This window comes from Vibrio sp. 10N.222.51.C5 (genome assembly GCF_041474575.1).
Classification (GTDB): Bacteria; Pseudomonadota; Gammaproteobacteria; order Enterobacterales; family Vibrionaceae; genus Vibrio; species Vibrio crassostreae_C.
The window spans coordinates 19000-31835 of the sequence record NZ_JBFRUJ010000050.1 but is presented as its reverse complement, the minus strand read 5'-3'; the positions used below and the strand labels follow the sequence as shown (position 1 = coordinate 31835).

The following is a 12836-nucleotide window of genomic DNA, read 5'->3' as shown; positions in this document are numbered from 1 at the left end:
CGATAGAATTTCCGGTCTTATTCACGTCACTTATGCTAATCATTCGCAATTCTAAAGTCGTGAATCAATGAATGCGTAAATCTAATAAGAATGAGAACAAAGGCTTACCGATGGATACTTCAAATTACAATCAATCGCTAACGACTAAGTTATACGTCATTGCTGGCGTGCTGTTTGGCACCTATGGCAGTCGGGTGTGCCCTATGCTCGATAGCTTAACGACGTTAGAGATTTTCACACAAGTCAGTATTATGTTTATCTTATTATGGCTCGCACGTCGTTACCCATTGGCGCAACATACCTTGGTCAAGCAAGGCCGATTCGCGCAACTCGATACCCTGCTATTTTTTGCTGCAAGTGTGCCTTTCGCGCTCTACTACAACTTAAGCTATGAATTCACCATAGATAGTAATTTGAAGGTGCTGTTTGGCATGAGTCTATTCGGCTTCTTTACCGGAACCATTCTTCAATTGAATGCCAAGCTCAGCCAAATAGATAAAATGGAGACGACTGGACAATTCGACTTCCAACTGGTTGGTGAAAGAAGTTCACTGGTCAAGCAGATGATAGGCTTGGTTATCGTGCTTCTGGTAACACTGACGACTATGTTGACGATGATTGCTGTCAAAGACATCTTCTGGTTAGAACATAACCCTGACCGCTTATTGGATGGCACCGGCAAGATCAGCGTGATCAAAGAGTTTATTTATTTGGCTGTGGTACTGGGTGGCTACGCGATAACCATCATGACGCTTTGGAGCAAGCTAATTAAGCGTATTCTCCTAAGCCAAGAGCACGCATTAAACAAAGTCACCAATGGCGAGCAAGGCGTTCGCTTACCTATTTTCGGCTACAACGAGCTTGGCTCAATGGCATCTATGACCAATACCATGCTTGATAGCCTTGAAACCGCGCAAAACGAAGTCAAAACCACACGTGACGTGGCCATTGTGAGCTTATCGGCATTGGCTGAATCTCGAGACAATGAAACGGGCGCACATATCCTAAGAACTCAAGAGTACGTCAAGGTGCTCGCACAAGAGCTCAGCAAATCAGAAACCCACTCAAGCTTGTTAACACCAAACTACATCGAGTTGCTCTACAAATCTGCGCCTTTGCACGACGTGGGCAAAGTAGGTGTTCCTGATAGTGTGTTATTGAAGCCGGGCAAATTGACGGACGAAGAGTTTGAGATAATGAAAGGTCACCCCGCGATTGGGGCTGAAGCGTTATCTATTGCAGAAAAGCAGTTGGGAAGTAGCTCTTTCTTAAGAGTCGCAAAGGAGATATCTCTGACTCACCACGAGAAATGGAATGGCAGTGGTTATCCTAATCAGTTGTCTGGTGAAGATATCCCGTTATCTGGCCGTTTAATGGCATTAGCTGATGTTTATGATGCGCTCATCTCGAAGCGAGTCTACAAGCCACCCTTTACTCATGAACAAGCTAAACAGATCATCTTAAAGGGCAATGGGACGCATTTTGATCCGCAAGTTGTCCAAGCTTTTCTGGTCGTCGAACAAGCGTTTGTTTCAATTGCTGCGACCTACAAAGATGGCAAAAATGTAGCGAGTGAACTCGAGCGCGAAAGCTTTATTGCTCAACCTGCGTAATCTATTCAAAATCCACTAACTTCTTGCACCCTATAGGTTAATCCGTAGGGTGTTTTGTTATCAAATATCCTCTTTAGTCAATAAATCTGATTGAAATGGATTTTTTTTGGTCTTTCTGTTCACTTCGTATTGTCTTAAAAATTCCATACAGGTATAACTACCCATAGATACTATCCCCTCTCAATTGACATGGATGAAGATTATGTTTGAAAAAGTGTTAGCTGCTCCCGCCGATCCTATCCTCGGCCTTACTGAAGAGTTTAAAAAAGACTCTCGTGCAGAGAAAATCAACCTTGGCGTTGGCATCTACAAAAATGAAGATGGTCAAACACCAGTACTTAAAACAGTAAAGAAAGCAGAAGCTGCACTTCTTGAAAACGAAAAAACCAAATCTTACCTAACGATTGAAGGTACAGCTGAATACGGTCTAGCGGTTCAGAAACTTCTTTTCGGTTCAGACGCAGAGATCGTTGCATCTCAACGCGCTAAAACAGCACAAGCTCCAGGTGGTACAGGTGCACTTCGCGTAGCGGGTGAATTCATCAAGCGCCAACTGGGCGAAGTGAAAATCTGGATCAGTAACCCAACTTGGGCTAACCACAACGGCGTTTTCGCAGCTGCGGGGATCGAAACTGCTCAATACAGCTACTACAACGCTGAAACTAAAGACAAAGACTTCGCTGGTATGGTTGCTGACCTAGAGAAAGCTTCTGAAGGCGATATCGTTCTTCTTCACGGCTGCTGTCACAACCCAACAGGTATCGACCCAACAACTGAAGAGTGGGAAGTACTGGCTAAATTGGTTGCTGAGAAGAAACTGCTGCCTCTATTCGATTTTGCTTACCAAGGTTTTGCAAAAGGCGTTGAAGAAGATGCTGCTGGCCTACGTATTTTTGCTCAATACAACAAAGAGATCCTTGTTGCTAGCTCGTTCTCTAAGAACTTCGGCTTGTACAACGAGCGTGTTGGTGCATTCACTCTGGTTGCTGAATCAGCAGACGTAGCAACGACAGCATTCTCTCAAGTTAAGAGCATTATCCGCTCTATCTACTCTAACCCACCAGCCCACGGCAGTGCTGTCGTTACTCACATCCTTGGTGATGCTGATCTACGTGCTGAATGGGAAGCAGAAGTGGCAGAAATGCGTGACCGTATCCAAGAGATGCGTGAACTATTCGTAACGACACTGAAATCAGAAGGTGTTGATGCAGACTTCACATTCATCGAACGTCAAAACGGCATGTTCTCGTTCTCAGGTCTAAGCAAAGAGCAAGTAACTCGCCTAAAAGACGAATTCGCAATCTACATTGTTGGTTCTGGCCGTATCAGTGTTGCTGGTATGACTAAGTCAAACATGGGTCCTCTATGTAAAGGTATCGCTGCGGTTCTTTAATCGAAAAGCGAAACCTGTATTTGCAGACCAATAGATGTGTAAAAGCCAGCAATTAAGCTGGCTTTTTTGTGTCTGTCTCTTTGTATATAAGAGCTATTAGTGCACTTAGCCTTTTCGTTACTGGCTAATACTCTAGGAAAAATTCCACTCCTAGCTCGTGAGTACGCTCGCTACGAATTTTACCTTCACCATCTCGATGTTGATATGACCCACCAATCGCAAACTTATTGGTCACTAGATAACGTAAACCTAAGTGATAGACCTCTTCATCAAACAGGTCACTTCGATTCACTTGCACACTCCCGTTAGCTATCCAACGTTTCGCAAAGCCATAGTTAAGCTCAGCTTTTACCCCTTGGATGAACTCAGTGTCTGAAGATTCAGTTCGGTTGGTGTCATTATCTTCAACCTTACCTTTTGTGATACCAAGCAGGTAGTAAGCCACTATATCTAAATCTTTCTTAATGCTGTAACGGTAACCAACACCTGGCATCAGCGTATCAATTCGAGTTGTGGTGTCATCAGGGTGAATAAAGCGTGCGCTGTAGTCTCCCAGCAACAACCAATCATCCGTCATCGCGTAACTGACGCCTAATCCATACGACGAGGCGTTATTATTACTGCCTGCATCTTCATTTAAACTGCCCGAATGCGCCGTGGCATAAATATGGTCGTAATCTAAAATATCCACCGCGTTAGTGTCCGCCCACAAACTTGGAGAAAACATAAAAACCGCAGATACAAAACTAAGCTTCCACTTCGACATTCCTATCATCCTTAAACTGTCACTCCATTAATTGAAAGGTTAGTCTATCCATAAGACTTTAAAAAGGTTTTAGCTCACAGATTGATTTGTGACGGCAAAATATTATCAAATGTTGTACCATGAAATCATACAAACCAATGGATGATCATTATGGATGCTGAGTTATTAGAGATTCAAAACTTTCTGGCACAATACCCCCCTTTCACAGAACTCCCTGAGGAGATGTTGGCGAAAGTGACCAGTAGCGTGGAAATTTCTTATTACCGCCAAGATACCCCTATCATTCACTTTGGTGATCAAATTCATGACTTATATATCGTTCGAAGTGGCGAAGTCGAAGTCTACCGTCGTAAAGGCGAACTCTATAACCGCCTTGATGAAGGCCACTTGTTCGGGCAAATGGGTCTACTGACCAACAACAAGGTTCGTTTCCCAGTTAAAGCCACCGAAGATACCCTGCTTTACTGTATTCCTGAGCCTATCTTCCAAGAGCTCTACGACAACTACGACTCCTTTGCAGATTTCGTAGAAGTAGAAGACAACGCCCGTCTTCGCCAAGCAAACTCAAGTAATAACGATGCCAACGATCTCACGACATCCAAGGTAAAAACGCTACTGACTAGCGAAGCGCCGATGATCGAGAAGACTCGTACGATACAACAAGCCGCGACTATGATGGCCGAAGACAATGTCTCTTCCCTGCTGATCATTGATCCAGAAATCGTTGAAGATGATGAAGATGACTCAACACCCGTGATTGGCATCATCACCGACCGAGATTTATGTACTCGCGTTTTAGCTGAAGGGCTTGACCCATCGGATGAAGTCTCTAGCGTAATGACACCTGAGGTTATCTCTCTCGATCACAATGCTTACGTATACGAAGCTATGATGACCATGCTTCGCTATAACGTGCATCATTTACCAGTGCTTAAAGATAAGAAGCCGATTGGTATTATCGAAGCGACCGATATTGTTCGTTATGAGTCTCAAAACTCGCTGTTATTGGTAAGTAGTATCTTCCAGCAACAAAGTATCGAAGATCTGAAGGTGCTTTCCGAGCAAGTAAAAGACAGCTTTGTGCGCTTAGTTAACGAAGATGCCAACGCCCACATGGTAGGTACTGCAATGTCGGTAATTGGTCGTAGCTTTAAGCAGCGAATTATCGAACTGGGCGAAGAGAAATTGGGCAAGTCGCCTATTCCTTACTGTTTCCTCGCACTGGGCTCTATGGGGCGTGATGAGCAGCTGCTGGTTACCGACCAAGATAACGCAATCATTCTTGATGATACCTACGACGAGAAAAAGCACGGTAAATACTTTGAGGAGCTGTCGACCTTTATTTGTGATGGCTTAGATCAGTGTGGCTATGTGTATTGTACTGGCGATATCATGGCGACTAACCCAACGTGGCGTATGACTCGTCGACAATGGGAAGAGTGCTTTGCCGATTGGATTGATGATCCAAACCCGAAAGCACTGTTAAATGCTTCAATCTTCTTCGACTTAGATGGCGTTTATGGTCGTCTGAAATGGGCCGAGCAATTGAACAGCTTTATTGTTCGACGCGCACGTAAGAACAATCGCTTCTTGGCGTGTCTTGCACGTAACGCACTCAACCGTACACCTCCGCTCGGCTTCTTCAAAGATTTCGTGATGGAGAAAGATGGCCGTCACAACAACTCTATCAACCTTAAGCGTCGTGGTACTGCGCCACTCGCCGATTTGATTCGTGTTCACTCGCTCGCGGTAGCGTCTCGCTCTAAGAACTCGTTCGAACGCTTAGATGACATTATTGACGCCGGTATTCTGCCAAAAGGCCGAGCTCAAGATTTGAAAGATGCGATGGAGTTTATCTCTCTGGTTCGTATTCGCCACCAAGCACACGATGTCGACAACAACATCGAGCCTGATAACAACATCGAGCCAGAGAACCTGTCTGACTTCGAACGACGTAACCTAAAGGATGCATTCCAAATATTAAGTAATGCGCAAAACTTCCTTAAGTTCCGTTATCAAGCCAGCAACAAGTTTAAGTAGGGCCTATGAACAAACTATTCAGATCACCTGCGGTCGATTGGCCATTTAAGTTTGCTCAGAAGCTTGAACGAGCGAGAGACGAGCGCTTAAAGCACTTTTATAGCCAGCCTCTTCCTGCGCCTGATACGCCACTTTCAGAAGTGATGTTTTTGGCTGTCGACTTTGAGACAACGGGGTTAAACCCAAACAAAGACGGCATCATTACCATTGGTTTAGTGCCATTTACGCTCAATCGCATCTACTTGCGACAAGCCAAACACTGGACGCTGAGACCAAAACAGAAGTTAGAAGAAGAGTCTGTCGTGATTCATGGCATCACTCACAATGACATCATTGATGCGCCAGACCTTAGCGAAGTGTTGGGCGAGATCTTAGAATCAATGGCGGGGCATATCCCTGTGGTTCACTATCGTCGTATCGAACGTGACTTTTTGGACAATGCATTGAAAGTGCGACTCGGTGAAGGCATTGAGTTCCCAGTCCTCGACACGCTGGAGATTGAATCTCAGATCCAAAATAAACTGGCTGGCGGCTTGTGGAATAAGCTGAAAGGTAAGAAGCCAGCTTCAGTGAGACTGGGTCAGAGTCGTCGTCGATACCATCTGCCCGACTACACGCCGCATCATGCATTAACTGACGCTATTGCGACCGCTGAGCTACTCCAAGCGCAAATTGCTCATCACTTTGACTCTGAGATGCCTCTGAAGAGTTTCTGGCTCTAGCTGAGTTACGTAAGCTAAATACAAACACAAAGCCCATCAACTTTCCATTGGTGGGCTTTTTCATTTTTATCGTCTGTGTTTAAGCAACGGTTGGCCCGACTAAGCGCATTTCCCATAAGCGTTTAAACATATTATAACGTCACACCGCAGCAGTTCCGCTCTAATGGACGTCGAAAATCGTGATCGCTATTTGTCAGCGTGATTGGCATTATTACTTCCCAACCACAGACAACGTTTGGTAATAAAGACGCTTTTGCTGATACATATTCTCATCAGCGACTGAGAACAATTGCTCAACGTCTGTTGAATCACTAGAGGCTGCACCAATCGAGAATCTGACAGGAATAGAGATACCCGCTTTAGTCTCGATTGCCTGTTGCTCCTGAGCAATGTACAACTGCTCAGTCATCTTTGCGACATTGAGCGAACTCGACTCACCAGACGTTAAGGTAAGCACCGCAAATTCATCTCCACCCAAACGGTATAGGTTACTGGCAGGTGTCAATTCGTGGCTGATTACGTCTACGCAGCGCTGTATCAGCTCATCCCCGATCTCATGCCCATGAACATCATTGGTCGTTTTCAAGCCATTGATATCAATAATGATCAAAGAAATCTGATTTTGATTGTCGTTAATGCTGCGTTTACTGAATTCGAGATCTTCATTAAAAGCTTTACGATTCAAACAGCCAGTCGGCATGTTAATCCGTGTAATATTTTCGAGCTCTAGCCAACCAGCTAACTGTTTTTGGTACATGTCAAAAATCAGAAGATCTTCTTCACTGAGGACATCAAATGAACTTGAACAAAAATACCCGATCGCCGTCCCCTGTGAGTCACAGAGTATCAGGTCAGCCTCGCCAGTCCGGTTAAAATGAAACTGAATCGAATGTTGAACAAGTAATGTCTTTAACTCTTGATCGACCATTTGAGGAATCAACCGATATTCAGCCGCGTGTCTTGATGATGCAAACTGAACGATCTTCAAAATACGATGCTTCTGGGATTCTTCACGCGCGAGCGAATTAGTTAACTTGCTGGTTTTCTCTTCGACTAAGTCCTCTAGCTGAACATTAAATCTTTCGAGTTTATCGTTACTTTCGGTAAGCTCACGGACTTGGTATTGTATGCGACCCCACAAGGTTTCCAATAAACGACTCAGCGTGACGAACTCTGTAAAACGATGTTCATCCACACTATGAGTCGGTGACTGGTTATGCGAATACGACGTAACAGATTCAGCCAACAAGTTTAACTGCCCTGAGAACCAGCGGCTTAGGAACAGAGCAAACACAATCGAGATGGCAAGCGTCGCCACCAATATTCTGACAAAGACCACCTGAGCTTGTTGCATCTCTAATAAACGCTCACTGTCGGAAATATGATGTTTGACGTTCAGTACCAATTTGTCGGTAAAGAATGTGCTGTCGATAGAGATAATGTTCGCACTTTGTTCAGAAGATTGAGCATCCGTTGAATCAATATAGTTAAACTCAACCGACTCATTTTGATAAAGGAAAGGCGTCACTTTAGTCTTAAGTCTGTCATACCCCATAAGAACCACAAGATAACCCTGCGGCGTGTATGTAGAACCTTCTATCAAACGATAAGGTAAAATCGGCGCGACAAAAGCGATACCTGCAGCGGCATTATCCGCCACTTCAGTTTCGGTAAACTCGGTGTGGAACAATTTCCCTTGCCCATAAACCGATTGAGGACGCTTCAAGCTTTCTAATAACTGGCTCTGCTCAAAATGGTACAAGCTGCCTTTGCTGTCATAAATGGGCTTCCAGTTTTGGTCCAGAATATAAGTCGCGGACACACTCTCCGCTAGCGCATTGAAGCTATCCATCTTGTCCCAAACAACACTCGAGAAAAAGATATTACCACCCGCTTTAATCAATGATCGGTCATGCGAATACCATTGAGTTAGGCTCGCCGTCAGCTTAATTTGCTCTTGTACGGTTTGACGAATACCGGTCGTAGAGTTGTCCAGCTTGGTTTCTTTTTGCTCTAAAGAACTTTGGTTTTGTTTATTGAGAATCAACTGTCCCGCTAGGTAAACAGGAAGCATTGAGCAAGCCAGCAACACCAAGCCCATGGTGTATTTTAATGATAGCTTCAATCTCTTACCCTCATATTCGCCGAGTAATATTGAACAAAATCATTGTAAAATTTATGCAGTTCACTCTTTGGCATCCCTGACTTGTAACGCTGATACGCCCGAGCCGATGCCTCCCAAACGATCGCCATCTTGTAGTCACTCGACATCATTTGCGATGCTTGAAACTCATCGTACATATTTGAAAGTGTCTGGTTACCTTCCTCAACACGGCGTTGATTAACCTCATAAAACGGCGAAACCATGGCACTCGAGTGAGCTAAAGAGGTGAAACTGTTTGATTGCAGGTATTGAACGACTTCTTTCAAAGCCAATTTCTTATCTGGGTTTTGCATGCCTTTTTCCGTGACAGCAAAAACCTTTGCGCCACTAAATGAAGACATACTTTCACCACGATAGGTCGGCAACGAATTGATGTACAAATCTCGACCAAAGGCGGCATCGAGTTCGCTGAACGCCCAATCACCGTCAATCAAAAACTCGACTTCCCCATTGATGAACCTCTGCCTCGCGCAAATATCGCTGCACGATGATTCGATGACTTTTTTCTGCTGCAACATGTCGATGAAATCAAAGATAGCAACTAACCCTTCACCATTAACATTCTTCGACGATAATAAGTCTTCAGAAAAAAGCTGATAGAAAGCTAGATAGAAGTACATGTTTGGATTGGGAAAAAGCACGCTCACTTGATCGGACTGAGCAGAGCGTTCAATTAGGCTCTCCCATGTCACGACTTGCGCTTGAGGCTTGCTCGAATACAGAACGACTTGGTTTCCAATACCAACCGGTAACGCCTTAAGCTCACCGTTGATGACCACTGCATCGAGCGCTTTTTTCTCATAGCGTTGGGTATCGACCCAAGCATCAGGAAGCGTCGCTAAATCGATATATTCAGTTAGACCTAAGAAGTCAGAAGGAACCCAGATGGCGTCGGGAAAGGTATTGTCTCTAGGATCAGCAACAAGCAGTTCAGAACGAATACTGTTGACGTCAAACGAACGAATTTCTACACGATGATCAGTCATCGCTTCGATATGTTCTTTTACATAATCGGCCGTTTCATAATTAATACCAGCCCATATTTCAAGTGTGGACGAACAAGCAACGGCCGGAAATAGCATCGCAAATAGACTCAATAACCTCACACTTGGTTCCTTGTGGTAAAAATTAGACGTTGGATTTTAATCGCCCATCAATAAACCGGGCGATGCGGCTTATCGCTCACTGCTCATGATTAGAGACCTAGCTTTGGGCGACACGTTATATAGTAAAAAGTGCCTAAATAACAGTTGATACTCTCGCTTTAAGAGAAAGGTCTGCTCATTCTGATACATCCGTCATATCTCTGGATGACTGTTCTTACAATAAATCAACATACCATACCCTTTATTATTAACGACAAAAAAAATGCCGCAAAAGCGGCATCTATCTCGTTCGGTGCATTCGACACAATAAAAATCAAATAAGCAATTTATCAGTCAAAGCCCTATCATCGATTAAGCGTATTTCTCTTCGAAATCTTTCATGAAGCTAACCAGCGCTTGAACGCCTTCCAGAGACATTGCGTTGTAAAGTGAAGCTCTCATTCCACCTACTGCTCTATGGCCTTTCAGTGATTTCAGACCTGCAGCATCAGCCAATTCTAGGAACTTGCCATCTAACTCAGGTTTCGCCAGTTGGAACGGCACGTTCATTCTAGAACGGTTTGCAGTGTGAACATCGTTTTTGTAGAAAGCTGAGCTATCGATTACATCGTAAAGCAGCGCTGCTTTCTCTTTGTTCACCAACTCCATCGCTTCAACGCCACCTTGAGCTTTCAGCCACTTGAACACAAGGCCTGATAGGTACCAAGCGTAGGTTGGTGGTGTGTTGAACATTGAGTCTTTTTCAGCAAGTACTTTGTAGTTCAGAATACTCGGCAACACGTCGTTTGCGAGTTCGAGTAGATCATCACGTACGATTGCAATGCAGATACCCGCAGGGCCGATATTCTTTTGCGCGCCCGCGTAGATAACACCGTACTGAGACACATCAATCTTACGAGACAGAATGTTAGATGACATATCCGCTACGATTGGCTTATCCGTTTGAGGAAGCTCGCTGATTTCAATACCATCGATGGTTTCATTCGGACAGAAATGTACATACGCAGCTTCCGGGTCAATTTTCCAATCTTTAGCTGGAACAACCGCTGCTTTACCATCAATTGACGTCTTCGCGTTGAATACATCGATTTCGCAATATTTGCTCGCTTCAGTCACTGCACTTTCTGCCCAGTAACCCGCATCAATGTAAGTCGCTTTCGTCGCATCACCTAAAAGGTTTAGAGGAACAGCAGCGAATTGAGCACGAGCGCCCCCCTGACAGAAAAGAACTTTGTAGTTGTCTGGGATGTTCAGAAGATCACGTAGGTCCTGTTCGGACTCGTCAGCAACTTGAATAAATTCCTTGCTGCGATGGCTGATTTCCATCACGGAAGCCCCTAAACCATTCCAATCAATAAAGTCCGCTTGCGCTTGTTTCATTACCGGTTTAGGCAGTGCAGCTGGGCCAGCACTGAAGTTGAATACGTTATCTAATGTAAGTTCCATGGGGATGATTGCTCCTGCTAAATAATAACTATGCAAGTAATACCATGTTTTACCCAACATAAAAACAACAAAAGAGGTCTTAAGACCTCTTTTGTTTTGTACCGTATAAAATGTTTAAGCTTAACCTGCTAAATCACCCTATCAGTATTCACGCCTGCTCTGTTTATTGAACCAAAACCGGCATAAGTAGAGCGATTAATGGAATTTCTTGTCCATTTTCGAACACTAGGTTTCCATTTTCTAAGTCAGCGCTGATTTCATAACCACTGTCTGTTTCCTTGATCATTTCCATCACAAGCAATTCATCGATACCTTCACGGATGAATGGATACTCTTCAACAAGTTCATTTGAGAAGCTAGAGTGAACGTTGCCCGTTAATGCAGGCATGATCATCGAAGGGTTGCTGCTGATGTTTTCGGTCCCTTCCGGCACGCTCACCAACCACTTAGATTCGAACTGTCCCTTACCTAACTCTAACGACATGTTGTTCATTGAAAGGTCGAAACCTTTAGCAAACAGGATATCGATAAATGGAATGATCTCTGCAACGTCTTCTTGCGTCATCACAGGATTAGATTGGTAAATCTCAAAGATTTTCTCAAACGACTCGCTATCCAACTTCGACATTTCAAAATCGACGTTTAGGTTGTTCAACTGGCCTTCACTGGTCTCGATGTTTGCGATATCCAGCTTGAGGTTGCTGCGCAGACGCTTAGTTGCTTCATCTAGATGTGATTCAAAATCGTACTTAGAATTTTCAATGGTCATGAAAGGCTGCATTGTAGAATCTGAAACCAAGAAGCTATCGATAGTAAAATTCTGAGTACCTAACCAGTAGCCTTTCGCTTGTTGGCCTGAACCCACACCTTTCAGATTAGACAGCGTTACCTCTTCACCGGTTTCAAAATCAATTTGAACTGAAGGGATTGAAAGCTCGTAATCAACTTGGCCTAAAACAGTCGCATGGCCAGAAAGATTCGATTTAGTGATCGAGACCGAAGTCCCATTCTCATCAGAACCTTGGTGATTGAACTGGCTTAACTCAAAGTTAAAGTCAGTGTTGCCGTTTAGCTCAGTACTAGTGGTCAGAGTTAAAGGCAGAATATCGGTATTCTCAAACGTCGACAGTGCATTTAGACTCACCAAACCATGGCTAACCGCACTATTTATGACAAACTCACTCGGCAACCCATCAATCGCAAGTTGCTCTTTCAGGTTTTCATCCGTCACAGTTAAACGAGTGGTTACGTTGGAAGACAAGTAACCTCTATCGTATTCCACGATCTCAGCTTGAATGCTTGAATTGTTAAGCTTTGCAACACCGTCAGTAATAGCATTTTGTCCAATTTGGCCAACCGCTAAAGGCCAACATAGTGCCAATGAGATTGCTCCGCCAATTGCACCAATTTTTCTTAACTGTTCCATGAGTTCTCTTTCTACACGTGTCTGTTTTTTTTAGTCTACCCCATCAGTAGCAAACAAGAAACATTGAGTTAAATCAGTCTATTGCTCGATACTTCGATTGCCTCAATAAATTAACGGCTAGCTCTCATCCTTATTCGGCGGTTCTTGCTAGGCTAGAGAC

At 44.1% G+C, this 12836-nt stretch carries 9 protein-coding genes; 4 read left to right on the top strand and 5 right to left on the bottom strand.

Features of this window, described 5'->3' with window-relative positions:
- The first annotated feature begins 71 nt into the window (after positions 1-71).
- Entirely contained in the window at positions 72-1613 is a 1542-nt protein-coding gene (locus tag AB4558_RS15985; protein ID WP_372158929.1) for an HD-GYP domain-containing protein, read from the top strand.
- 202 nt (positions 1614-1815) lie between these two features.
- Complete coding sequence (locus AB4558_RS15980) at positions 1816-3006, top strand: amino acid aminotransferase (protein WP_017065416.1); 1191 nt, start codon at positions 1816-1818, stop codon at positions 3004-3006.
- 124 nt (positions 3007-3130) lie between these two features.
- Here AB4558_RS15980 and AB4558_RS15975 read toward each other — a convergent pair whose 3' ends face one another.
- Positions 3131-3772, bottom strand: coding sequence for an outer membrane beta-barrel protein (locus AB4558_RS15975; RefSeq protein WP_017068768.1), 642 nt, complete (start codon positions 3770-3772; stop codon positions 3131-3133).
- A 150-nt stretch (positions 3773-3922) separates the two neighbouring features.
- Between AB4558_RS15975 and AB4558_RS15970 the strand changes: the two genes are divergently transcribed.
- Both AB4558_RS15970 and AB4558_RS15965 read left to right on the top strand, forming a co-directional pair.
- The gene (locus AB4558_RS15970) at positions 3923-5812 is read left to right on the top strand and encodes a DUF294 nucleotidyltransferase-like domain-containing protein (RefSeq protein ID WP_017066062.1); all 1890 of its coding nucleotides are present in this window, start codon (positions 3923-3925) and stop codon (positions 5810-5812) included.
- A 5-nt stretch (positions 5813-5817) separates the two neighbouring features.
- A complete protein-coding gene (locus tag AB4558_RS15965; RefSeq protein WP_017060409.1) occupies positions 5818-6534 on the top strand; it encodes a 3'-5' exonuclease in 717 nt (238 codons plus the stop codon).
- Between the two features lie 211 nt (positions 6535-6745).
- Here the strand turns inward: AB4558_RS15965 and AB4558_RS15960 are convergent, their stop codons facing one another.
- The 4 genes from AB4558_RS15960 to AB4558_RS15945 form a co-directional block, all read right to left on the bottom strand.
- Positions 6746-8635, bottom strand: a complete 1890-nt coding sequence (locus tag AB4558_RS15960; RefSeq protein ID WP_229647311.1) for a GGDEF domain-containing protein — start codon at positions 8633-8635, stop codon at positions 6746-6748.
- Between the two features lie 20 nt (positions 8636-8655).
- Positions 8656-9804, bottom strand: a complete 1149-nt coding sequence (locus AB4558_RS15955) for an extracellular solute-binding protein (RefSeq protein ID WP_372055821.1) — start codon at positions 9802-9804, stop codon at positions 8656-8658.
- A 351-nt stretch (positions 9805-10155) separates the two neighbouring features.
- Positions 10156-11250, bottom strand: a complete 1095-nt coding sequence (serC, locus tag AB4558_RS15950; RefSeq protein ID WP_372158928.1) for a 3-phosphoserine/phosphohydroxythreonine transaminase — start codon at positions 11248-11250, stop codon at positions 10156-10158.
- A 163-nt stretch (positions 11251-11413) separates the two neighbouring features.
- Positions 11414-12676 (bottom strand): DUF945 family protein, encoded by a 1263-nt coding sequence (locus AB4558_RS15945; protein WP_372158927.1) that lies wholly within the window; start codon positions 12674-12676, stop codon positions 11414-11416.
- Positions 12677-12836: the final 160 nt, after the last annotated feature.

Coding starts and splice junctions, on each gene's coding strand:
- AB4558_RS15985 (WP_372158929.1), top strand. CDS start 72: ATGCGTAAATCTAATAAGAATGAGAACAAAGGCTTACCGATGGATACT.
- AB4558_RS15980 (WP_017065416.1), top strand. CDS start 1,816: ATGTTTGAAAAAGTGTTAGCTGCTCCCGCCGATCCTATCCTCGGCCTT.
- AB4558_RS15975 (WP_017068768.1), bottom strand. CDS start 3,772: ATGTCGAAGTGGAAGCTTAGTTTTGTATCTGCGGTTTTTATGTTTTCT.
- AB4558_RS15970 (WP_017066062.1), top strand. CDS start 3,923: ATGGATGCTGAGTTATTAGAGATTCAAAACTTTCTGGCACAATACCCC.
- AB4558_RS15965 (WP_017060409.1), top strand. CDS start 5,818: ATGAACAAACTATTCAGATCACCTGCGGTCGATTGGCCATTTAAGTTT.
- AB4558_RS15960 (WP_229647311.1), bottom strand. CDS start 8,635: ATGGGCTTGGTGTTGCTGGCTTGCTCAATGCTTCCTGTTTACCTAGCG.
- serC (WP_372158928.1), bottom strand. CDS start 11,250: ATGGAACTTACATTAGATAACGTATTCAACTTCAGTGCTGGCCCAGCT.
- AB4558_RS15945 (WP_372158927.1), bottom strand. CDS start 12,676: ATGGAACAGTTAAGAAAAATTGGTGCAATTGGCGGAGCAATCTCATTG.